We start from the raw sequence: 21,555 nt of genomic DNA, 5'->3' as shown, positions 1-21,555 counted from the left end.
GAAGACACCGGACACCCCCCGGAGGTAGGCATGGCGCTGTCGATGGAGGAGCAGCGGATCCTCGCCGAGATCGAGACGCGGCTTCGGCGTGACGATCCCCACTTGGCGGCCCGGCTGTCGACGCTGGGCAGGTCGCATCGCCTTCGCCGCTCAGTGCTGGTCATGGCGGCGGTCGTGGTGGTGGCCGCGGCGGCCGCCGTGGCGGTGGCGGTGCTGTAAGGCCGCGGGAGGTTCTTCTTGCGGCCTGGGCGGCGGCAGGTGAACGTGCATGGGGGTCCGGCCTGAGAAGGCCGGGCCCCCTCACGCGTTGCGGGCCGGTGTGGTGGTCGCCTCACGGCGAAGGGCACAACGTGGCTCCTGCGCGGCCTTGGGGGCCGCCGGTATTCCACGAAGGCTTAGGGTGCGGCCCGGGGGACACATGCCACACCGGCCTTCCCTACCTTAACGGGATTCTCCGTGGCCGCAGCCGGCGGAAGCGCGGCGGGGGTGTCCGGAAGGTGAGGGTGGTGTGGATGCGGGGTGGGTTCTTGCCGTCCGGGGTGCACCGCGGCGTGGTGCGGGACGTCTTTGACAGCGCGCAGGGTGCGGGCCGGTGGCCTTCCGTTCCCGCAAGGCGGGCCTTGCCTTGGGGGCAGTTCTGGAGGGCGGGCCTCTACCGCCGGTCCCGCACCGGGAACATGCCGGTATGGAGCCGTCGACTCGCACGGCCAGACGGGGTGAGGAGAGCGGATTTGAAGATCAAGCGGCTCGGGGCCGACGGGCGGAGGCCGCACGGCCGGCAGGCCGGCGGGCGGACAGGCGGGCGGGCCGCGGCGGGGGCGCTGGCGTGGGAGCTGGCCGGGGAGGCCGCCGCGGTGTCGCGGGCGCGGGCGTTGACGCGGCGGGCGTTGGCGTTGTGGGGGGCGCAGGATCCCGGCGAGGTCGACGATGTGGTGCTGATGGTCGATGAGCTGGTCACCAACGCGGTGGTGCACGGCACCGGGCCGGTGCGGCTGCGGCTGCGCCTGCGGGAGGGGGAGCTGGTGGCCGAGGTGGGGGATGACAGCCCGCTGGTGCCGCGGCCGGCCGGTGCGCAGGCGGCGGACTGGTCGGAGAGGGGGCGTGGGCTGCTGCTGGTGGCGGCGCTGGCCGCGGCGTACGGCAGCAGGGTGTGCGGGCACGGCAAAGTGGTGTGGTTCAGCAAGCCGCTGCGCCTGGCGCCGGAGGCGCCGCGGGTCCATGCGGACCTTGACGGAGGACGCCGCTGACAGCACCCGGTAAGAGGGGCTGCGGGAGGCCGGCCGGTCAGGGCGGGGACAGTTCGGCGGCCAGGCCGTGGAAGTCGTCGGCGGTCAGCACCAGCTCCTGGGCGCTGCCGATCGCCTGGGTGGCCACGGCGCGTCCCAGGTGCCGGGTGGCGGCGCGCTCCAGATAGGTTTCCACCAGCCGGGCCCCGGTCAGGCGTCCCCGGCCGCGCAGCGTCGGCAGGTCGGCGGTGACGACCTGCCAGGCCGTCTCATCCAGGCGCAGCCGCCGTTCACCGGCCAGCAGGGCCAGCAGGGCGCGTTGCAGGTGGGGCTGTGACAGGTCCGGCAAGTGCACCACCCGCAGGTCGGCGATCAGTTCGGGGGCGGCCTGGGACAGCGGCTGGAGACGGTCGGGGGCGCAGGTGGCCAGCAGGGTGGTGTCGCTGACGCCTTCGGCGCGCGCCCGGTACAAGGCGGCGGCGCAGGCCGGCCCGTGCGGCTCTTCCAGCAGCAGCTCATCCAGCCCCTCCAGCAGCAGCACGTGGCCGGAGTGCCGGCTGAGCGCGGCCTGCAGCGCCTGCGGGCCGCCGGGACGCAGCTCATCGGCGTGGACGCTGTGCATCTGGCCGCTGCTGACGTTGACGTCGGCCAGTGCCCGCGCCACCATCCGGCCCAGGCGGCGCTGGCCGCTGGAGGGGGCGCCGACCAGCAGCAGCGCCGGCATCGAGGCGCTGGAGACCTCTTGGCCGCGCAGCCGCTGGGCCCACTTGCCGCGGCGGCGGACCTCGGTGATGAGACGTTCGATGTCCTCATCGCCGCTGACGAAACGGATGCCGTAGGCCTCGGCGATGGGGACGTCCCCGGCGACCTGCGCAAGGTCGACCGGAGAAGCGGGGGCGGGGGCCTGCACGGTGGGGGGTGCCGCCTGCGCGGGATCGGGTGCGGCCACCGTGGGCGGGGGCGTGGAATCGTGCGGCTGGGGCTGAGCGGGGGGCGGGTCGTCGCGTGGGGGCGGCGCGGCCAGGGGGCCGGGGTTGGCGGCCAGGTGCGCGCGGGCGGCCTCGATGATCTGCCAGGGGGTCAGCTCCCCGGTGGACGGTGGCCGGGCGGCCTCGGTGAGCGCCCCGGCCGCCGCCACGGCCAGGGCGAACCCGGTCGGCGGCGGTGGGCTTTGGGCCAGGCGGCACCAGGTCAGCCCGAGGATGTAGGAGGTGGCCAGCAGGGCGTGCAGCGCGGTGTCCTCCCCGCGCAGCCGTTCCGGCAGCCGCCCGTTGTGGGGCCACCACTGCCGGCCGGGGTGGGAGGCATCGGAGAGGACCGCCTGCAGGGTGCGGGCGCTGTCGGGGTCCAGCCACGGCAGCAGGGCGTGCGCGGCGGCGGGGGCGGCGTGCAGGTCGGCGGCCAGCAACGCCATGGCTATGCGGCGGACTTCGTTGTGGTCCAGCGGGCGGCCGTGCAACCGGGTGACCAGCTGCTGCAGGTCATATAGGCCCAGCCGGAAGAACTCCCCCGGGGAGGCGTCCCGCAGCAGCGGGAGGGCGAACTCCGCCGGGCAGCGGCGCCGCCACTGCTCGACCAGGGCGGGCAGGCCGTAGCGGAGGGTGGCCGCATCCTGCTGGACCATCGGCAGGGAGGCGGCGGTGATGGCGGCCAGGGCATCGGCGCCGGGCCGGAAACGCTCATCGCCGCGCAACGCGATGGCGACCTTGTGCAGCAGGCGGACGATGAAGGAGGCGCCGCTCCAGTCCCCGGCGCTCAACGGCCCGGCGTACAACGCCACCAGGGTGCCGAAGTCCGGGGGGCTCATCCAGCGCAGCCGCTCCGGCGGGGTGGTCAGGTAGGGGGCGAACAGCTGGATCATGGGGTGGTCGCCGAGGGCGACCGGTGCGCCGGCGCACCACAGCAGCGCGCTCCAGGCGGCGGCCAGGGTGCTGGGGGTGCCGGGGGTGAAGGTGGGGTCGGCCAGGGTGAACTGGGCGACGTTGACGCCCAGGGCCTCGATTTGGGCCTGCTGCAGGGCGGCCACGGTGGCCGGGTCGGGCAGGGGCCCCACGAACCCGGCGGAGGTGATGCGTCCGGCGTTCAGGTCGGGACCGGCGGGGACCAGCTGCGGTGGGATGGGGGGGTTGCCGGCGCCGCGGGGCGCGGTGGTGGTGCGGCGCCGGACCGCGGGGTCGAGGGGCGGGGGGCAGGGCTGCCAGGTTCCATCCAGCCCGCAGCGGTACCAGCGGGCCCAGGCGCCGAACAGCCACCATTCTCCGGCGCCGGTCAGCATCCGCGAGGCGATCGCTTCGGCGCGCTGCTGGGGTGGGGCGGTGTTCCACCAGGGCGCCGCCGCCATGGCGCGGACCTGGGTTTCGGCCGCGGCGAAGGGGTCGTCTGTTCCGGTGCCTGTGCCGGGCCCGGTCACCTGCCAGCTCACGTGGCGATAGTAGCGGCTGCCCGCCTGGTGGGCGGGGTGAGCGGCCCCCGGGCCGGCGGGCCTGGGGCATGCAAGGCGGTCATTTATGGCCGCCGGGGGAGGGGGGCGGGTCCGCGGTGGCGGTTTCGTCGTCTGGGGAGGCGCCGGGCCCGGTGGGCGGGGCGTGGGCGGGAAGTTCGGTGAACTGGCCGTCATCGCCGCGCGGAACGTCCCCCTCCTCGGGCCGGGCGGCAAGGGCTGGGGGTTCGGGCAGGGACGGCAACGGGCCGGTCTGGTCCGGCGGTTCCAGGCCCGGCGGCGGGGGGAGCGCCCCCGACAGGGCCAGATCGGCGTCGGTGACCGTTCGCTGCGGCCCCGAGGAGGACGGGGAGGGCCACAGCTGGATCAGGTAGTGCTCCACTCCCTGCAGTTCCTGCAACGCCTGCTGGAACTGCAGGCTGAAGCCGTCACGGAACCGGTCCAGCAAAGCGTCATACAGCCGGGCGATCGCCGCGCGGTGCTGGGCGCGGATGCGCATCTGGTAGCGGCCCACCCCGCCCAGCAGCCGCACCCCGTGCAGCACCGGCTCGCCGGTGGCGGTGCTGATGGCGACCGCTCCGCGCAGGTACATCTCCCCGGCGGCCTCCTGTTCCCAATCGCCCCGGCCGGGGGGCGGGTGGCCGTCCCATTCCTCCAGCAGCACCGTGACGTCGACGTCGTCTTGCAGGCTGCCGATCCACATCTGGTCATAGCCGATGCTGACCAGGGCGCCGCCGGCGGGCGGGGCGGGGGCCTGCAGGCCGGAGGGGTCGGCGCCGCGGTCGTGGACGCGGAAGGCGGCCTTGTCGGGATGCAGCCGGACCCCCAGTCGCAACAGTCTCCGGCTCACCTGCGCACCTCCCCCTCCTGGACGCCGTTTTTCTCTCCGGCCGCCGGATGCGGCTGCCGGTATCCTGCCGTATCCGCCGGCGGGGCCGGGCGGGATCTGGGGGTTGCGGGCGGGATGTGCTCTATCGCCGGTTTTCCGGGGCGGCCGTGGCCGCTTTCAGCATGTGAAAAGCCGGGACGGCCACGGGGTCGCTTTGCCCCGCCGCCTCCCGGCACACTCAAATGAAGCCGCTCCAGGCCGCCCCCCGGGCCTGGAGACGACCCGGCCGCAGGCCCCGCCGCGCCCCCCTCACGCGGCGGGGCCGCCCCCTGCCTGCGCCCAGCAGACGGCGATCTGCGCGGCCAGGGCCGCGTTCGCCCGCACCGCCGCCACGTTGGCGCGCAGCGCCGCGCCGCCGGTGCCGTGCACCAGCCGCTCCAGCAGGAACGGGGTGACGGCCTGCCCGGTGATCTGCCGGCGTTCGGCCTCGGCCAGCGCCCCGGCCAGGACCCGGTCGTGCAGGGCGGGGTCCAGCTGCCGGTCCGGCGGCACGGGGTTGGCCACCACCAGCGCCGCCCGCGGCCCGCCCAGGGCGTCCTGGGCGCGCATCACCTGGGCCACCTGCCGGGGGCTGTGCAGCGTCCAGTCCACCGGCAGCCCGGATGAGTGCAGGTAGAAGCCGGGGAAGGTGGAGGTGCGGTAGCCGACGACCGTCACATTCAGCGTCTCCAGGCGTTGCAGGGTGGCCGGCACGTCCAGGATCGACTTGACCCCGGCGCACACCACCGTGATAGGGGTGCGGCTCAGCAGCGCCAGGTCGGCGGATTCGTCCCAGGTGTCGGCCCAGCCGCGGTGCACCCCGCCCAGCCCGCCGGTGGCGAACACCCGGATCCCGGCGCGGGCGGCCAGGAACGCGGTGGCCGAGACGGTGGTGGCGCCGCTGGCGCCGGTGGCCATGGCCACCGGCAGGTCACGGCAGCCCAGTTTGCGCAGGTCTTCTTGGCCGGCCACCCGTTCCAGGCCACCTTCTTCCAGCCCGATGTGCACCGTCCCGTCCAGCACCGCGATCGTCGCCGGGACCGCTCCCTCCCGGCGGACCAGCGTCTCCAGCTCTCGTGCCACGTGCAGGTTGTCCGGCCGGGGCAGGCCGTGGGCGATGAGCGTCGATTCCAGCGCCACCACCGGCCGGCCACGTTCGAGCGCGTCGGCGACCTGCGGGGACAGGCGGAGGGCGGGCGTGTCAAGCGGCTGGGGCATGGGTGTCGGCTCCTTGGGTGTGCGGCGGGTTGTCACTGGTCTGCCTGCCGGTGCGGCGGAGGGTCGCCGGTGCGGCCGGCCCGGGCCGCCAGTTCGGCGGCGACTGCGCGTTCACGCTGGGCGGTGGCCTCGGCGCGGGCCTGGTCGCGGTCGCGTTCCAGTTCGGCGACCAGCAGCCGCTCGGCCCGCAGTTCCGCGCGCAGCTGCTGCAGCTCCTCACGCAGCTGCCGCAGCCGGCGTTCGGCGTCGGCGGCCTGGGCGCGGTGGTGTTCGGCCTGCTGCATCGCCTGCTGCGCCGCGGCCTGGGCCTGCTGGGCCTGGGCGAGTGCGGCGGCCCGCCGTTCGGTTTCCTCCCGGGCCTGCTGTTCGGCCCGCTGCCGGGCCTGGTCGGCGGCCTGGGCCGCGGCCTGGGCGGCGGCGCGTTCGGTTTCGGCGCGCGCCGCCTGCCGGCGGGCCTGCTCGGCTTGCTCGTGGGCGCGTTCGGCCTGCCGGCGGGCCTGGTCGGCGCGTTGTTCGGCGGCTTGGGCCGCCTGGCGGGCCTGCTCGGCCTGCCGGTGGAACTCCTCTGCCCGGGCGGTGGCCTGCTCGACTTGCTTGCGGGCCTGCTGCTGGGCGCGTTCGGCCTGCCGGCGGGCGGCCTGGATCTGCTCGTCGGCCTCCTGCCGCACCGCCTGCACCGTCTGCTCGGCCTCGGCCCGGGCCGCCGCCGCGTCCTTGTGGGCCTGCGCGACGGTCTCCTTAGCGGCCCGCAGCGCCTCTTGGCGTTCCCGTTCGGCCTGCTCGGCGCGTTGCCGTGCGGCTTTTTCCCGCTCGGCGGCCTGGGCGGCGGCCTGCCGGGCCTGCGCGGCCTGCTCAAGCGCCTCCTGCCGCCCGGCCAGCGCCGCGGCCACCTCGGCCTGGGCCTGGGCGCGGATGGCGCTGATCTGCGCCTCGACCCCGCGGGGGGACAGCTCCGACTCCAGTGCCTGCGCCAGCGGCGCCAGCGCCGCAGCCAGGCCCTGCTCGATGCGTTCATACAGGTCTTCGGCCCTGGCCAGGGCCCCTTCCAGGCCGGGGGCCGAGCGCCGCAGCTGGCGTTCCCGCTTGGCGCGGGCCTGGCAGTCGCTGTCGGCGCAGTAGCGGCGGGGCCGTCCCCGTCCGGGACGCTGGGGCACCGGCCGGCCGCAGTAGGCGCACGGCCGGGTCGTCTCCTCGGCCGTTCCCCCCTCCTCCTGGGGTGTCGTCGCAGCAGCCACAGGGCACCGCCTCGTTTTCTCCTGCCGGGGTCTGCTCGCCGCCCGCGGTGGGATCACCGGCCCGCACCCCAGCCCTTAATTTTCTGGTTTTCTGTTTCCAGAAAACAATAATACACGAAAACCAGATCCACCTAACTTACGGGAATGCACATTCCCAGAAGCCAGACTGGAAGGGGGACACGACCCCGGCGGGGCAGAACCCCTGCCCCGGGAGACGTGAACCTCCGCCATGCGCACTGCCGGACGGCGTCATGCACCCCCGGTCCCAGCACGGGCCCCTGGGAAAGCCGCATCCGGCCTTACACGCCGCTCAAGCGGACGCACCCACCACGGCCCCCAGGCAGGCGGCATGTGCACCGCGCCCCCGGCGCTCCCACCCCACGTGAGCGCCGGACCCGCGGTGCCGGGGGCAACGGGTTCACAGGAGGTGACGGCGCCCGCCGGCTCACCGTGATCCCGGCGCATCCCGACAGGCGGACGGTCAGGCGGCCCGCAGGAGTTTTCGCATCACCGCCGCCGGCGCGGGCGGGCGCCGATGCGGCCAAGACCCGGCCGCCGGCGGCGCGAAACCCCCGCGCACAAGCCCCTTGGGGCGGCACCGGCGGCGGTAGATTGCCGCCATGTCCCGCATCGTCCCGCTCCCGCCGCGGCACGTTGAGACGACACCCCTCCCGCCCCTGCCGCACAGCCCCGATGCGGCCGCCGGCCCGTTCGCGGTCTACCTGGCCTCCCTCAACAGCCCGGGCTCACAACGGGCGATGGCCGCCTGCCTGCACCGCATCGCGGCGATGCTGCTGACGGCCCACGGACAGGACCCCGGGCCGGCCCCGGCCGAAACCTTCCCCTGGGCGGCGCTGCGGGCCGAGCACACCGAGGCCATCCGCGCCCTGATCGCCCAGCAGACCACGCACGGCCCCGAAGGCCCACGGCCCTGGTCGCCGGCCTACCGCAACAAGCACCTGTCGGCGCTGCGGGGAGTGCTGCAAACAGCCTGGCGGCTGGGGTTGATGAGCACCGAAGAGCACCGCCGGGCCACCGCGGTGCGCAACTTCCCCGGCACGCGCCTGCCGGCCGGCCGCAGCGTGCACGCCGAGGAATTCGCCGCCCTGCTGCAGGTCTGCCGGGCCGACCCGACACCGGCCGGGCGGCGGGACGCGGCCCTGCTGGCCGTGCTGTACACCACCGGGGCGCGCCGCTCAGAGATCAGCACACTGCGCCGGGAGCACTACGACCCGGGGGAGCGGTCACTGCGCATCATCGGCAAGGGCGACAAAGAACGCCTGGAATATGTGCATCCACAGGCGGCGCAGCTGCTGGGCGCCTGGCTGGCGCTGCAGGACCGCCCCACGGGCCCGCTCTTCACACCGGTGCACCGTTCAGGGGCCATCCAGCAGCGGGCGATGAGCGACGCGGCGGTCCGCAACGTGGTGGTCAAACGCCGCCGCCAGGCGAACCTGCCGCCGATGACCCCCCACGACTTCCGCCGCACCTTCATCGGGAACCTGCTGGATGCCGGAGTGGACCTGGTCACCGCCCAGCAGCTGGTGGGACATGCCTCCCCGGCCACCACCGCCCGCTATGACCGCCGTCCCGAACGCCGCCGCCGCGGCGCAGTCGACCGGCTGCCCTTCCCCACGGACGCACCATACGCCCCCTGAGCGTCCCCCCTTGATGCGCCACCGGGGTTAGCCGGGGCGCTGTGGGGGCAGGATGCGGGCGGTAAGTCGCACACCACGACTTTCGGGGGACAACCGATGATCAAGATGCTGCGGAAGATGGGCCTGTCGTCCAACATGATGTACGCGGCCGGGTTCGGGTCGATCGCGCTGTCGGTGGCCAGCTGGTTCACCTCCAAGAACGTCGAAAGCGCCGGGCTGGACCGGGCCGACCGGTGGGGCATCTTCATCGGCCAGTGGGCCCCGACCTTCTTTGCGCTGGGCACGGCCATGCGCCTGGAAGAGCAGTGGGGCGAAGAAGGCCAGGAGGAAAGGCAGCTCATGGGCCAGCCGGCCAGGGAGGCCATGCCCGTCAGCTGACCGGCGCCCCGCCGGCGGCGGGCAGGCCCAGACCCCGCCCGGCAGGCCGCACGCACAGAGGAGGTTCGGTGCCGGCCCGGCCGGGTTATCGTGAAATCCACCTGGCACGGGGGAAGGCGGGGCGGGCGTGGACGAACCACCACTCACCAGTGATCCGGACCACGAGCACGCGCAAGCGGGACAAGGCGGCAGGCCGCTGCGGCAGATGAGCCGGCAGGCCGCCGAACGGGCCGCCGAGCGGATCCTGCAGCGCATGGCCGGAACGCCCCTGATGGAGGCGGTGGAACAGGCGGCCATGGAGGCGGCCCGCCAGGTGGCCGTCCAGACCGCCCGCAAAGCGGCCCGGGAGGCCCGCCAGGCGGCCTCGGCCCATCCCCTCACCGGCACCGCCTGGGAGGCCGCCGCCGCGGCGGCCGCCCTGGCGGGCGCCGCGGCCACCCACCCGCTGACCGCGCAGCTCGTGCAGCGGGCCGCCCGGCATCCCCTGTCGCGGGCGACCGCACAAGCGGCCCACAAGTGGGCGACGCGCAACGCACCCGCCGTGCAGGCCGCCCGGCGCCTTGCCGATGCGCTGGCAGAGCCGGTGCTGGAGGCCGCCGTGGACGCCGCCGTCGAAGCCGTCTTCAGCACCGGCCGGCAGGTGATCGCCGAGGCGGTCACCGAGACGCTGGCCGACGCCACCCGCCGGGCGGCGCTGGAGGCGACCTTGCGCGCCCGCCGCGCAGTCACCTCCAGCAGCGCGTTCCCGCTGGCGGCGGCGGTGGCGGATCTGGCCGTGTCCGTGGCCGACGACGTGGCCGCCGACCTGACCGGACGGCCTGCGGCCGATGCCGCGCACGATGCGCTGCAGGCCGCGGCCGCCCACCCGGCGGCCGCCGCGGCGCGCGCCCTGCTGGCCTCCACGGCACAGCGGGCGGTGGAGACGGTGATGGGGGAGCTGGTACGGGAACCGCTGAAAGCGGCGTTGAAGACCATGCTGCGGGAGCGGATCAGGCAGCTGGTCCAGCAGGTCGCCCTGGAGACGCTCGGCGTGGCCGCTGCGCCGGGCCCGCAGGCGGTCACCGCAGAGCCCGACCCGAAACACCCGCCGGCCGCAGCGCACAGGCCCGCACTCCCACCCCCCGCCGCAGGCACGGCGGGTGAGGAAAGCGGCGGCTGAAACCGGCCGTCTCACCGGCAAGGCCGCCGAGGCACCGACCACCCGATCCGCCGGGCTCGCCCACCGGGGCGTGCGCGCTCCCGGTGTCTTCGACCGGCGGCACACCTTGCGCAGCGTCTTGTGCCCGCCGCCACGAACCGGCGGCCAAGGCGGACGAGCCGAGCGCGCCCTTCCGGGAAGCGCTGGAGCCGCCGGCATGGAGCGAGGCCACCTGCGGGCCACCGATGCGTCCGACCCGGCGGACCGGAAGCGTCCTGCTCCCAAACCGGCGCGGCCGTGGGCTTCCGGCCCGCAGGGGAGGCCCACCGGCGGTGGACCGGCGAGCAGACCCGCCCCCAAGGCCGCCCCCGGCCGGGCCGACAACCGGCCCGTCCGAGAGAACGCACCGGACCCCAAAAACCCAGGCCGTGTTCTAGAGCCCCCGGTTCACCTGCTCGCCCAGCCGGGCGGCCGCCGCCGTCAGCTCCTCCAGCAGCGCCGTCACCGCCGGGGGACGCGCCCCCTCGGGCAGCAGCGCGACCACCTGCCGCTCTCCCAGCTCCGGCAACGCCCGTACCCGCACCCCAGGGTCGCGGTGCAACCAGAACGCCAACGCCGGCAGCGCACTGATCGCCAGGCCGAGGCCGACCAGCCGCTGCACCGCCACATAGTCGTCGGTGGCGAACGCGATGCGCGGGTCGAACCCGGCCCGCCGGCACGTGTGCACCAGATGCCGCCGACACCGCTCACAGCCCGCCGCCCACGCCTGATCGGCCAGATCCGCCAGGCGCACCTCCCGCGCATCGGCCAGGGGATGCCCGGCGGGCAGCGCCAGGTGCAGCGGCTCGCTCAGCAGCACCACCTGCCGCCAGCGGCCCTCCTCCTCCGCCCCGTCCTGCCCGTGCCCGCCCGCATGGGAGAACACCACCGCCACATCCACATCCCCGGACCGCAGCGCCGCCAGCGCCTGCGGCGGCTCGGCCTCCAGCAGCCAAACCCCCACCCCCGGCGCCCGCCGCCGCAGCGCCGCCAGCGCATCCGGCAGCAGCGCCCCGGCCGCCGTCGGGAACACCGCCACCCGCACCCGCCCGGCCCGCAGCCCCGCGATCGCCGCCAGATGCTCCTCGGCGTCGGCCAGCCGCGCCAGCACCTCCTCGGTGCACTCCACCAGCACCCGCCCGGCCTCCGTCAACCGCACCCCCCGGCCGTGCCGGACCAGCAGCGGCGTGCCGACCTCGCTTTCCAGGCGGGCGATGTGATGGGAGATCGCCGGCTGGGTGTACGACAGCGCCTGCGCGGCGGCCGTCATCGAGCCCAGCCGGGCCACCTCACGCAAAATCCGGGCGCGATGCAGATCCAGCACCCCACCAACCTATCAACGAAGTTAATGAAAAACCCAGAAAACAATCATTTGCCTCATGGGTGAGGGAGACCCCAGGATCGAACCATGTCCGACACCACCCATCCCGCCCTGGCCGCCGCCCAAGCCGAATTCACCGCCACGGTGGCCTACCTCAACACCGCCTCCTACGGCCTGCCGCCCCGCCGCGCCCACCAGGCCATGCTCGACAGCGAACACGACCGCGCCGCAGGCCTGCTGGAAATACCCGCCATGGACGAGGCCGCCGCCCGCTGCCGCACCGCCTTCGCCCACCTGATCGGCCTGCCGCCCTCCTGCGTGGCCATCGGCTCCCAGGCCTCCTACTTCGTCGGCCTGGTCGCCGCCGCCCTGCCCGAAGGCGCCACCGTGCTGGTCGCCGAAGAGGACTTCACCTCCCTGCTGTTCCCCTTCCTGGCCCGCCCCGCCCTGACCGTCCGCGCCGTGCCGCTGGAACACCTGCCCGAGGCCATCGACTCCACCGTCGACCTGGTGGCGGTCTCCGCCGTCCAATCCGCCGACGGCCGCATCGCCCCCCTGGAGGACCTCTCCCAGGCCGCCCGCGCCCACGACGCCCGCCTGCTGCTGGACATCTCCCAGGCCGCCGGCTGGCTGCCGCTGCCGGCACACCGCGCCGACCTGCTGGTCTGCTCGGCCTACAAATGGCTGCTGGGCCCCCGCGGCACCTGCTTCCTGGCCGGCACCCCCCAGGCCCTGGCCGAGCTGCCGCCGATCGGCGCCGGCTGGTACGCCGGCGCCGACATCTGGGACTCCCTCTACGGCCCGCCCCTGCGCCTGGCCGGCGACGCCCGCCGCCTGGACCTGTCACCGGCCTGGCAGTGCTGGGTGGGCCTGGCCCCCGCCCTGGAACTGCTCAACGAGGTCGGCGTGCCCGCCATCCACCGCCACAACCTGGCCATGGCCAACCGCTTCCGCACCGCCCTGGGCCTGCCGGAGGGGGATTCGGCCATCGTGTCCCTGCCGGCCCCCGCCGGCACCGCCGAGGCGTTGCGGGAACGCGGCGTCATCGCCGCCGTCCGCGACGGCCGGCTGCGCTGCTCCTTCCACCTGTCGACCACCGCCGACGATGTCGACCGCGCCGTGGAAGCCCTCACCGCCCTGCTGGACGGCCCCGGCCGGTGAACGCCCCCACCGGCCGGGGCGGCGGGGGAGGGGGGAGGCGCCCTCACCCGCCGGGCGCCTGATCTTTCAACAGGGGATGCACCCGCATCGCCGCCTCCAGCTCCCCGGGAAGCTCATCGCGGTACCGGCTCAGCGTCGCCAGATCCGCATGCCCCAGCACCCGCCGCACCGCGTCCATGTCCGTGGCGGCCGCCAGCAGGTGCGTCGCCGTCGTGTGCCGCAGCCCGTGCGGGGTCACCGCCCGCCGCCGCGACGGCTCCACCCGCGCCAGCACCCGGTCGATCACCGCCTGCACATCACCGCGCGCCAGCCGCCGCCCCCGCCACGACAGCAGCAGCGCCTTGGGTTCGACGCCCCGGTCCAGCAGCGGACGGCCCCGCTCCAGGTAGGCCTGCAGCACCCGCGCGACCGCCTCCGGCAGCGGAACGTCGCGCGTCCGGCCGCCCTTGCCGAAGATCCGCCAATACCACCGGCCGTCGTTGACGAAGAAGTCCTCCACGTTGGCGCCGGTCAGCTCCGACACCCGCGGGCCCACCGTCGCCAGCAGCAGCACCACCAGCCCGTCGCGTATCTCGGTGCGCTGGTCCCGCCGCGCCGCCCGGCCGGTGCGGGCCTCGGCCGGGCCGCATTCGGCCAGCCGCCGCGCCGCCTGCACCAGCCCGCCGGCCTGTTCGGCGGTCAGCGCCCGCCGCTCGGCGCGCAGCCCACCCCGCTGGCGGGGCATGACCGTCACCGCCCGCATCGGGTCCAGCCGCACCCACCCGGCGGTGGCCGCATACCGGAAGAACACCGACACCGACCTGCGGAAACGCGCCTGTGAGGCGGCGCTTTGCAGTGCCCGGCCCGCCGGTGGGGGATCGTGGCGGCGGCGCCGGCCATCAGGGCGGCGGGCGAAGGCCAGCAGCACCGCGTCCACATCGGCGCCGTCCAGATCGTCCAGCAGCCGGCCGGGGCCGGCCAGCTCGGCGAAGACCGCCATGTCACGGCAGTACACCTCGGCGGTGGCGGGGGAGAACTGCCCGGTCAGCGCCTTGGCCCGGACCATCTCCACATAACGGTCGACGGCCTCTTGCACGCAGATGGGTTCGAACTCGGCGGGCCGCATGCCCCACACCGTAACGGCCTGCGCCGACAAAACCACCGGATGCGGGCGGGCCGCCGGGCATGCGGGCAGACCTTCCCCGTAACCCTACAGAAGATGGATTCTGTAGGGTTTAAGAGTTTTCGCGTCTCCCGCCCGCCCCGGGGGACGGCCGGGCTCTGCACCCGGCCTGCACGCCGCCGGCGTGCGCGGGCACCCCTCACGGCGGCCGGGCCTTCCGGCGTCGCATCCCGGCCGGGACGCACGCGGTCATGCGGACTCGTTTCGCGGCCTTCTGCGGATCCGCCGCAAGCGGCGGCGTTCACCCCGGTGGCGCGCTCGTCGGGGCGGGACGGGTGGCGCGCAGGTGCCGCAGCACCGGGGCCACGCGGGCGACGTCCTTGAGGCCTTCGGCGGCGACCTTGGTGTAGATGCTGGTCGTCGCCAGGTTCTGGTGGCCGAGCACGGCCTGCAGCTCATTGAGCGACGCCCCGTTCTGCAGCACCCCGACCGCGTAGGTGTGGCGGAAGACATGGGCGAGTTCCCCTTCGGGACGCCGCACCGCGGCGCGGCGGAACCACTGGTCGACCCGGTATTCGATCATCCCGGTGGTGATCGCCTTGCCGTTGCGGGCGACCAGCAGCGGATCCTCGGCGTCGAAGGGGCCCAGCAGGGCCCGCCGTTCGTCCAGGTAGTCGGTGACCGGCTGCATGGCGTCGGCGTGGAGGGGGACGTTGCGGTGCGCGCCGCCCTTGCCGCGCAGCCGCAGCAGCCCGCCGCCGTCCTCTTCGCAGATCACATCGCCCACGCGCAGGGCCACGACTTCGCCGGTGCGGGCGCCGGCCCCGGCGAAGAGGGCCAGCAGCGCGCGGTCCAGCCGCACCCATTGGGCGCGGGCGCCCTGCCAGGGGGTGGAGGCGGCCTGCACGATCGCGGCCAGCTGGGCGTCGGTGAGCGCCACCGGCAGGCGTCGCGGCAGGCGGGGGGTTTCCAGGTCGGTGGTGGGGTCGGCGGTCAGGTGGCCGGTGCGCACCAGCCAGGCGCACCAGCCGCGCAGGGCCGAGATGCGGCGGCTGCGGGTGGCGGCGGTCTTGCCTTCGCGGTAAAAGGACGCGGCGGCCGCGGTGAGCGCTTCGGCGGTCAGGTGGCCGGTGTGCAGGGCCTCCAGCGGCCGGGTCTGGTCGGGGGTGTCGATGGCGTGGTGGTCGGCCAGGGCGCGTCCCCAGGCGTTGAGGTCGGCGCGGTAGGCGGCTTCGGTGTTGTCGGACATGCCGCGGCCGGAGGCGCGTTTGTGGTCCAGCCAGCGTTCGGCCAGGTCCTGCAGGGTCGGTCCGTCCACGCTCCCCCCTCCTTATCCGGGATAATACATATTATCCTGGATTCAGGTTCCGCTTCCCCGCAGGGGCGCCGCGCCCCCGGCGGGGTCATCCTTTCGCGGCGGCCTCTCCCCGCACGAGGTGATGGCCGCCTGTGGCCGGTGGACGCGCGGTGTTCGGGAAGCGTCTGAAGGGCTTCCAGGCCGGCCGGTGCAGGCGGCGCCGCCCGGGCGGTCTTGCGTCTTGGCGATGAGGCGGGCACGGCCTCAGCGGGCGGAGATCAAGCGCCTCCCAAGGCCGGGGGCGCCATGGTTTGCTTCCTGAAAGCCGCCCCGGCCGGCCACTCTCCCCTGCGCCGGGCCGTCCGGACGTCGAAGGGCGGCCAGGATGCCGGCCCGGCCGGCCTCTCCCCCGCCGTCGCGGCGGCGGTATCCCGCGGCGGCGGGTGCGGGTGGCGTTCCCTCGGTGCGCCGGTGGCCGAAGGGTCGCTCAGCGTGACGACGGGCATGTGCCCGGACCCGCCGCCGCGCGGTGGCCGGAATGGGCGGCGCCCTGGCGGGATTTGCCGTAGCGTGGCTGTGGCCGCCGGCGGGTGCGCCCGCCTTCGCATGCCCGCGGCATCCATCTCATCGCTTTCCGTCATCGCGGTGGTGGGCGGGTTCTTGGGCCGCCGGCGTCCGGGCAGGGATGTGATCATGCCCTCTTCGGGTGAATGGCATGTGAACTTCGTGTATCTGGTGAACGATCTACAGCCGTACATAGCCTTCACGCGGGGCGTGAGGGGCAGGGTCCAAGGTTTGAGGAGAGCATGCAGGCGCCGGAGTTCAGCGCGGAGTGGTATCGCAGCATCACCGAGTTCGCGTACGGTACGCCCTCGTGGCTGCACACGGTCGCCGAGGTCGGCACCGACGCGGGGCTGCTGCTGTTTGCGGCGCTGTTTGTGGCCTGCTGGTGGCGGGCGCGCAGCCGGCCGGAGCGGGCGATGGCGCTGGCGTTGCTGGCGCCGGTGGTGACGGTGGCCGCCTACCTGGTCAGTGAGGTGTCCAAGAGCCTGATCGAGCAGGAGCGGCCGTGCCGGGCGGTGGCGGGGGCGATGAACATCGCCGAGTGCCCGGCGGTGGGCGACTGGTCCTTCCCCAGCAACCATTCGACGATCGCGGCGGCCTCGGCGATGGCGATCGTGGTGGCCTGGCGGGCGATGGCGCCGCTGGTGCTGCCGCTGGCGGCGGTGATGGCGTTCTCGCGGGTGTTCGTGGGGGTGCACTACCCGCACGATGTGATGGCCGGGTTCCTGCTCGGTTCGGTGGTGGCGGCCGCTTTGGCGCTGGCGTTGGCGCCGCTGGTGGCGGCGCTGGTGGTGCGTTTGCGGGAGCTGCCGGTGACCGGCCCGTTTTTGGGGGGCCCTGCCGGTGCGGCGGCGCCGGGGCCGGAGAGGGCCGCAGTGGGCGTCGGACGTGAGGGCAGGGGCGTGTAAGGCCGGCGCCGTGGCGTTGTAGCTGCGGGCTATGGCAGGCGGCGGCTCGTCTTTCGGGGCGGGCCGCCGCTTGTGTGTCAGCAGGGTCGGCGGGGTCTGCGCCGTTTGGTTTCGTCGGTGCGTTCAGATGCAGTGTCTGCAGGCGGTGTCGATGCCGGGGGGCGGTGCTTGGGCGAGGTGGTCTCGGCGGCCGGTGTGCTGCCGCCGTAGCGGGATCGCGCCGCTGGTCGATTCACCGCTGTCCGCATCGTGAGGAGGGTCCATCCCGGTTTATCCGCTGAGTTTTCGCCTGCGAACCGGTGAAGGGGTGTGCCCGAGGCTGCCTCTCCCCCGCCGGCCGCATGGGGAGCGGGCCAGGTGGGGCGCCGGCGGTTGTGGCCCGTGGGGTGGCGTGGGCCGGGTTGTTCGCCGGCCACGGTGGTGGCCGCGGGCGTAGGGTGCGCCGAGAGGGTCGGTACCGCACCGCCCGGCTTCTCTCCTCTTCATGCGGCTTATGCCGGGGTGGTGTATTTCAGCGGGATTCCGCTGCCAGGCGTGCGCCCAGTCCAACGAGCAGCGCCCCACAGGCCTGTTCCAGCCGCCGCTGAACCTGCGGCCGGGTCACCAGCGGGCGCAGCGTCCCCACCAGCCACACCATCCCGAGATACCAGATCACATCGATCGCCACCCACAGCAGCGCCAAGGCCGGCAGCATCGCCGGCACCGGCGCCCCCGGGGGGATGAACTGCGGCAGGAAGGACACCACGAACACCCCGGCCTTGGGGTTGGCCGCCGCGGTCACCACTCCGGTGCGGAAGCTGCGCCACAACCGGCGTTGCGACGTGGCGGCCGGAAGACGGTCACCGCCGGGGGCGGGCGGGCGGCGGGCCCGCCAGAGGGTCTGCGCGCCCAGCCACACCAGCACCGCCGCCCCGGTGACGCGCAGAACGTCGTAGGCCAGTTCGGACACCGCCAGCAGCGCCGACAGGCCCGCGGCCGCGACCAGGGCCCATCCCAGCATTCCGGCCTCGTTGCCGGCCAGGGCCGCAATGCCCGCCGCCCGTCCCCCCAGCGCCGACTCCCGCATGATCACCACGGTGCTGGGGCCGGGGGCCATCGACACCAGCAGCGCCGCGCCGCAGAAGGCGACCAAAGCCTCCACCATTGCCCCATCGTCACCGGCAGGGACGGGCCGGGGCAATCCCCCTGCCGTCTACAGGTCCCCGCCGATGCCGCCCGGGCCGCCGGTGCCGCCCGGCTCCCCCGGCGAGGGCGAGGTCGGGGCCGGTGAGGTGGGCGAGGGGGATGAGGGCGTCGGGGAGGGAGAGGGTGTCTGGGAGGAAGGCATGGTGTCCGCAGGCGGGTCCGGGGGCGGGGCGGTCACCTGCGGGCGGCAGGCGAACAGCATGAGCATCAGCAGCGTCAGCAAGGCCAGCAGCACCGCCAGTGCCAGCACGGCCGCCGCCAGCCGCCGCGGCCCCGACGGCGCGGGCGCCCGGGGGGCGGGCGGGGCCGCCTGGGCGGCGGCGGGGCCTCCCCTGCCGGCCCAATACGGCACGAACCCCGGCCCGCGGCGCCGCCTGCCCGTCAGCGCCACCGGTTCCAAGAACCGTTCGGCCCCGGCCGGGCGGGGGCCGCCGGATGCGCCCGGCTCATAGCGCACCGCCACCCACGGGGTGGGGCCTTCCGGCTGGGCCGCCACGATGGGCGCTCCCCCATCGGCGTCCGGGCCGCCGGGGACCGCGGCCAGGATCGCCGCCTTGAACCGGTCGCGTGCGGCCGCATCATCGGCCGCGCCCTGGCGCAGCACCGCCACGGTGGCCTGCCGGCCCTGGTCGTCTTCGCCCAGGAACACGATCCCGGCAGGGGTCTCCAGCAGCCGCGCCGACAGGCGGAACGGCCCCAGCTGCGCTGGATCATCGGACGGCAGCGGCCTTGACATACCCGTCACACTAAAGCACCCGTGACGGTTTCCTCCGTCGTGCGGCGCGCAGCGGGTAGAAGAGATCACATACAGTCGACCAAGGAAGCCGGCCGGGCGCACCGGCCCGACGACGACGCACTTTGAGGTCCAAGCCCTATGACCGTGGCCGCTCATGACATCGACCAGGCAGCAGCGCTGCTGCAACGCACCGTCGCTGAGATCAAGAAGGTGATCGTCGGTCAAGAGCACATGGTCGAACGCATGGTGGTGGCGTTGCTGGCCAAGGGCCACTGCCTGCTGGAGGGGGTTCCCGGTGTCGCCAAGACACTGGCGGTGGGCACGCTGGCCCAGGTGGTGGGGGGGACGTTCGCCCGCCTGCAGTTCACTCCCGACCTGGTGCCCTCCGACATCGTCGGCACCCGCATCTACCACCCCTCCACCGAGCAGTTCGATGTGGAGCTGGGCCCGGTCTTTGTCAATTTCGTGCTGGCCGATGAGATCAACCGGGCCCCGGCCAAGGTGCAGTCGGCGCTGCTGGAGGTCATGGCCGAGCGGCAGGTGTCGCTGGCCGGGCGGACCTTTCCGCTGCCCAAGCCGTTTTTGGTGATCGCCACGCAGAACCCGATCGAGTCCGAAGGGGTCTATCCGCTGCCGGAGGCGCAGCGGGACCGGTTCTTGATGAAGGTCAACGTCTCGTATCCGGCGGCGCACGAGGAGATGCAGATCCTGCAGCGCATGAGCGTGGAGCCGCCGCAGGCCGAGCAGGTCCTGGACCCGCAACGGCTGATCGCCCTGCAGCAGACCGCCGCGCAGGTGTCGGTGCATGAGCTGGTCGCCGACTACATCGTGCGTCTGGTCATGGCCACCCGGGAACCGGCCCACTACCACCTGCCGGATCTGCGGCAGGTCATCGACATCGGGGCCAGCCCGCGGGCCACGCTGGGGCTGGTGGCCGCCGCGCGGGCCCTGGCGTTGCTGCACGGCCGTGACTTCGTGCTGCCCGATGACGTGCGCGCCGTCGCCCCCGATGTGATGGCCCACCGGATCGTGCTGACCTTCGATGCGCTGGCCGACGGAGTGGATCCCGGCGAGGTCATCGATCAGATCCTGGCCGCCGTCCCCCCGCCCCGGGTGGTGTGGAACCACGACCACACCGTCCCGGCGTGACGCCCAGCCGTCATGCACACGTCACGCACCTCACGCGGCGCCCTGGCCCGCCTGGCGCCGGAGCGGACGCTGCGGCGGCTGGAGCTTGCGGTCACGCGGCGGCTGGACGGGCTGCTGCACGGCGAGCATGTGGGGTTGCTGCCCGGGCCGGGCACCGAGCTGGCCGAGGCCCGGCTGTATCAGCCCGGCGAAGACGATGTGCGGTACATGGACTGGGCGGTGACCGCCCGCACCACCGCCCCGCATGTGCGTGACCTCATCGCCGACCATGAGCTGGAGACGTGGGCGCTGGTGGATGTGACCGCCAGCATGGACTACGGCACGGCCGCCCTGCCCAAACGGGATCTGGCGGTGGCCGCGCTGGCCGCCGTGGGGTTTTTGACCTCCCGGCTGGGGGACCGCACCGGCGCCTACCTGATGCGCGGGGACGGGTTGCGGCGCTGGCCGGCCCGCACCGGCAAGGCCGCCATCTACGCCCTGCTCGCTGACATCCTCACCGCCCCGCCCCAGCAGGCCTCAGGGCGGCCGTCGCTGGCCGAGGGCATCGCCGCCCTGGCGCGTTCCCAGACCCGCCGGGGGCTGCGCGTCATCATCACCGACTTCCTCGATCAGCCGGCCGACCCGCAGGGCCGGCCGGACTGGGAGCGGCCCTTGCGGCGCCTGGCCGCCCGTCACCAGGTGCTGGCCGTGGAGATCATCGATCCTCGTGAGCTGAGCCTGCCGGAGGTGGGGATGGTGAACGTGGCCGACCCGGAAACCGGCGCGACCTATGAGGTCTCCCTCAACCGCAAGGTCACCGACGCCTACGCCCGCGCCGCGGCCGCGCACCGCCGGGCCGTGGCGGCGGCGCTGCGCCGGGCCGGCGCCGGGCACCTGCAGTTGCGCACCGACCGTGACTGGATCACCGACATCGCTCGTTTCGCCCTGCGGCAGCGCCGCGTCGCCGGACGCGGCCACCGCACCCTCAGGGGGGCACGCCCATGACTTTTCTGTCTCCTGGCCGGCTGTGGGTTTTGGCGGTCGTTCCGCTGCTGGTGGCGGTGTATGTGCTGGTGCAGCGGCGGCGGCGCCGTTATGTGGTCCGCTTCACCAATGCGGCGCTGCTGCACCAGGTCGCGCCCCGCCGCCCGGGGTGGCGGCGGCATGTGGCGGCCGGGTTGTTCTTGGCCATGGTGACGGTGATGTGCCTGGCCTTTGCGCGTCCGGCCACGCCGGTGAAGGTGCCGCGGGAACGCGCCACGGTGATGGTCGCCATCGATGTGTCGCTGTCGATGATGGCCAAGGACGTGGCGCCCAACCGGTTCGAGGCCGCCAAGGCCGCCGCCAAGAAGTTCATCCAGGACCTGCCGGCCCGCTTCAACGTCGGGGTGGTCGCCTTCGCCGGCAGCGCCAACGTCGTGGCCACCCCCAGCGGGGACAGGGCCGCGGCCATCTCCAGCATCGACACCCTCACCCTGGCCAAGCGCACCGCCATCGGGGAGGCGGTCTTCACCAGCCTGCAGGCCATCCGGTCCTTTGACGCCCAGGCCGGCCAAGATCCCCCGCCGGCTCACATCGTGCTGCTGTCGGATGGGGACAACACCACCGGCCGGTCGGTTCCCGAGGCCATCGACGCCGCGCGCGCCGCCGACGTCCCGGTGTCGACCATCGCGTTCGGCACCCCGTATGGGACGGTGGAGATCGACGGGGAGACCACTCCGGTGGAGGTCAACAAGGTCACCTTGGCGGGGCTGGCGCAGGGCACCAACGGCAAGGCCTATGAGGCGGCCGACAACGATCAGCTGTCGCAGGTGTATGCCAACATCGGCACCTCGCTGGGGTGGCGGATCGAGCACCAGGACGTGGCCGCCCGTTTCACGGGGATCGCGTTGCTGCTGGCCCTGGCCGCCGCGGGGGCGTCCTTGGCGTGGTTTTCCCGCCTGCCGTAAAAAC

At 74.1% G+C, this 21,555-nt stretch carries 19 protein-coding genes; 10 read left to right on the top strand and 9 right to left on the bottom strand.

The window, feature by feature from the left end; genetic code table 11:
* Positions 1-30: 30 nt before the first annotated feature.
* Both BUE48_RS11880 and BUE48_RS11875 read left to right on the top strand, forming a co-directional pair.
* Positions 31-219 carry a DUF3040 domain-containing protein gene (locus tag BUE48_RS11880; RefSeq protein ID WP_012852743.1) on the top strand — a complete coding sequence of 63 codons (189 nt, stop codon included), beginning with the start codon at positions 31-33 and terminating at the stop codon, positions 217-219.
* Between the two features lie 512 nt (positions 220-731).
* On the top strand, positions 732-1,247 hold the full coding sequence (locus tag BUE48_RS11875; protein ID WP_052305491.1) for an ATP-binding protein: 516 nt from the start codon (positions 732-734) through the stop codon (positions 1,245-1,247).
* Between the two features lie 37 nt (positions 1,248-1,284).
* On the opposite strand, the gene BUE48_RS11870 is transcribed toward BUE48_RS11875, so the two are convergent.
* The 4 genes from BUE48_RS11870 to BUE48_RS11855 form a co-directional block, all read right to left on the bottom strand.
* Positions 1,285-3,648 carry a hypothetical protein gene (locus BUE48_RS11870; protein ID WP_286989803.1) on the bottom strand — a complete coding sequence of 788 codons (2,364 nt, stop codon included), beginning with the start codon at positions 3,646-3,648 and terminating at the stop codon, positions 1,285-1,287.
* Positions 3,649-3,727: 79 nt separating this feature from the next.
* Positions 3,728-4,516 carry a hypothetical protein gene (locus BUE48_RS11865; protein ID WP_286989802.1) on the bottom strand — a complete coding sequence of 263 codons (789 nt, stop codon included), beginning with the start codon at positions 4,514-4,516 and terminating at the stop codon, positions 3,728-3,730.
* A 288-nt stretch (positions 4,517-4,804) separates the two neighbouring features.
* On the bottom strand, positions 4,805-5,752 hold the full coding sequence (locus tag BUE48_RS11860; RefSeq protein ID WP_012852740.1) for a pseudouridine-5'-phosphate glycosidase: 948 nt from the start codon (positions 5,750-5,752) through the stop codon (positions 4,805-4,807).
* A 32-nt stretch (positions 5,753-5,784) separates the two neighbouring features.
* Entirely contained in the window at positions 5,785-6,987 is a 1,203-nt protein-coding gene (locus tag BUE48_RS11855) for a coiled-coil domain-containing protein (RefSeq protein WP_012852739.1), read from the bottom strand.
* 620 nt (positions 6,988-7,607) lie between these two features.
* On the opposite strand from BUE48_RS11855, the gene BUE48_RS11850 reads away from it, so the two are divergent.
* The 3 genes from BUE48_RS11850 (at position 7,608) to BUE48_RS11840 (ending at position 10,182) form a co-directional block, all read left to right on the top strand.
* Positions 7,608-8,645, top strand: a complete 1,038-nt coding sequence (locus tag BUE48_RS11850) for a tyrosine-type recombinase/integrase (protein ID WP_012852738.1) — start codon at positions 7,608-7,610, stop codon at positions 8,643-8,645.
* A 96-nt stretch (positions 8,646-8,741) separates the two neighbouring features.
* On the top strand, positions 8,742-9,023 hold the full coding sequence (locus BUE48_RS11845; protein WP_012852737.1) for a hypothetical protein: 282 nt from the start codon (positions 8,742-8,744) through the stop codon (positions 9,021-9,023).
* Between the two features lie 127 nt (positions 9,024-9,150).
* A complete protein-coding gene (locus tag BUE48_RS11840; RefSeq protein WP_286989801.1) occupies positions 9,151-10,182 on the top strand; it encodes a hypothetical protein in 1,032 nt (343 codons plus the stop codon).
* Between the two features lie 412 nt (positions 10,183-10,594).
* On the opposite strand, the gene BUE48_RS11835 is transcribed toward BUE48_RS11840, so the two are convergent.
* Positions 10,595-11,524, bottom strand: coding sequence for a LysR family transcriptional regulator (locus BUE48_RS11835; protein ID WP_286989800.1), 930 nt, complete (start codon positions 11,522-11,524; stop codon positions 10,595-10,597).
* 84 nt (positions 11,525-11,608) lie between these two features.
* Here BUE48_RS11835 and BUE48_RS11830 point away from each other — a divergent pair, with 84 nt between their 5' ends.
* Positions 11,609-12,682 carry an aminotransferase class V-fold PLP-dependent enzyme gene (locus tag BUE48_RS11830; protein ID WP_012852734.1) on the top strand — a complete coding sequence of 358 codons (1,074 nt, stop codon included), beginning with the start codon at positions 11,609-11,611 and terminating at the stop codon, positions 12,680-12,682.
* Between the two features lie 43 nt (positions 12,683-12,725).
* On the opposite strand, the gene BUE48_RS11825 is transcribed toward BUE48_RS11830, so the two are convergent.
* Positions 12,726-13,787 (bottom strand): tyrosine-type recombinase/integrase, encoded by a 1,062-nt coding sequence (locus BUE48_RS11825; RefSeq protein WP_012852733.1) that lies wholly within the window; start codon positions 13,785-13,787, stop codon positions 12,726-12,728.
* 298 nt (positions 13,788-14,085) lie between these two features.
* Positions 14,086-15,102, bottom strand: a complete 1,017-nt coding sequence (locus BUE48_RS11820; RefSeq protein WP_012852732.1) for a tyrosine-type recombinase/integrase — start codon at positions 15,100-15,102, stop codon at positions 14,086-14,088.
* Between the two features lie 785 nt (positions 15,103-15,887).
* Between BUE48_RS11820 and BUE48_RS11815 the strand changes: the two genes are divergently transcribed.
* Positions 15,888-16,553 (top strand): phosphatase PAP2 family protein, encoded by a 666-nt coding sequence (locus BUE48_RS11815; RefSeq protein ID WP_012852731.1) that lies wholly within the window; start codon positions 15,888-15,890, stop codon positions 16,551-16,553.
* A gap of 511 nt (positions 16,554-17,064) precedes the next feature.
* Here BUE48_RS11815 and BUE48_RS11810 read toward each other — a convergent pair.
* Positions 17,065-17,697, bottom strand: a complete 633-nt coding sequence (locus BUE48_RS11810; protein WP_286989799.1) for a LysE family translocator — start codon at positions 17,695-17,697, stop codon at positions 17,065-17,067.
* Positions 17,698-17,745: 48 nt separating this feature from the next.
* Positions 17,746-18,474: a hypothetical protein gene (locus BUE48_RS11805; protein WP_012852729.1), complete on the bottom strand. Its 729-nt coding sequence runs from the start codon at positions 18,472-18,474 to the stop codon at positions 17,746-17,748.
* 138 nt (positions 18,475-18,612) lie between these two features.
* Here BUE48_RS11805 and BUE48_RS11800 point away from each other — a divergent pair, with 138 nt between their 5' ends.
* From BUE48_RS11800 to BUE48_RS11790, 3 genes are read left to right on the top strand one after another with little or no spacing between them, the layout of a single operon-like run.
* The gene (locus BUE48_RS11800; protein ID WP_012852728.1) at positions 18,613-19,623 is read left to right on the top strand and encodes an AAA family ATPase; all 1,011 of its coding nucleotides are present in this window, start codon (positions 18,613-18,615) and stop codon (positions 19,621-19,623) included.
* A 12-nt stretch (positions 19,624-19,635) separates the two neighbouring features.
* Positions 19,636-20,607 (top strand): DUF58 domain-containing protein, encoded by a 972-nt coding sequence (locus BUE48_RS11795; protein WP_286989798.1) that lies wholly within the window; start codon positions 19,636-19,638, stop codon positions 20,605-20,607.
* Positions 20,604-21,551 (top strand): VWA domain-containing protein, encoded by a 948-nt coding sequence (locus BUE48_RS11790; RefSeq protein WP_012852726.1) that lies wholly within the window; start codon positions 20,604-20,606, stop codon positions 21,549-21,551. The genes BUE48_RS11795 and BUE48_RS11790 overlap by 4 nt, the downstream gene beginning before the upstream one ends.
* Positions 21,552-21,555: the final 4 nt, after the last annotated feature.

This window comes from Thermomonospora sp. CIF 1 (assembly GCF_001896795.1).
GTDB lineage: Bacteria > Actinomycetota > Actinomycetes > Streptosporangiales > Streptosporangiaceae > Thermomonospora > Thermomonospora curvata.
This window is presented reverse-complemented; position numbering and strand designations above follow the sequence as displayed.

What these genes read in the sequence shown, in the direction of transcription:
- BUE48_RS11860 (WP_012852740.1), bottom strand. Translation starts at nt 5,752, where the DNA reads ATGCCCCAGCCGCTTGACACGCCCGCCCTCCGCCTGTCCCCGCAGGTC.
- BUE48_RS11880 (WP_012852743.1), top strand. Translation starts at nt 31, where the DNA reads ATGGCGCTGTCGATGGAGGAGCAGCGGATCCTCGCCGAGATCGAGACG.
- BUE48_RS11850 (WP_012852738.1), top strand. Translation starts at nt 7,608, where the DNA reads ATGTCCCGCATCGTCCCGCTCCCGCCGCGGCACGTTGAGACGACACCC.
- BUE48_RS11825 (WP_012852733.1), bottom strand. Translation starts at nt 13,787, where the DNA reads ATGCGGCCCGCCGAGTTCGAACCCATCTGCGTGCAAGAGGCCGTCGAC.
- BUE48_RS11795 (WP_286989798.1), top strand. Translation starts at nt 19,636, where the DNA reads ATGCACACGTCACGCACCTCACGCGGCGCCCTGGCCCGCCTGGCGCCG.
- BUE48_RS11800 (WP_012852728.1), top strand. Translation starts at nt 18,613, where the DNA reads ATGACCGTGGCCGCTCATGACATCGACCAGGCAGCAGCGCTGCTGCAA.
- BUE48_RS11830 (WP_012852734.1), top strand. Translation starts at nt 11,609, where the DNA reads ATGTCCGACACCACCCATCCCGCCCTGGCCGCCGCCCAAGCCGAATTC.
- BUE48_RS11790 (WP_012852726.1), top strand. Translation starts at nt 20,604, where the DNA reads ATGACTTTTCTGTCTCCTGGCCGGCTGTGGGTTTTGGCGGTCGTTCCG.
- BUE48_RS11845 (WP_012852737.1), top strand. Translation starts at nt 8,742, where the DNA reads ATGATCAAGATGCTGCGGAAGATGGGCCTGTCGTCCAACATGATGTAC.
- BUE48_RS11815 (WP_012852731.1), top strand. Translation starts at nt 15,888, where the DNA reads ATGCAGGCGCCGGAGTTCAGCGCGGAGTGGTATCGCAGCATCACCGAG.
- BUE48_RS11810 (WP_286989799.1), bottom strand. Translation starts at nt 17,697, where the DNA reads ATGGTGGAGGCTTTGGTCGCCTTCTGCGGCGCGGCGCTGCTGGTGTCG.
- BUE48_RS11805 (WP_012852729.1), bottom strand. Translation starts at nt 18,474, where the DNA reads ATGTCAAGGCCGCTGCCGTCCGATGATCCAGCGCAGCTGGGGCCGTTC.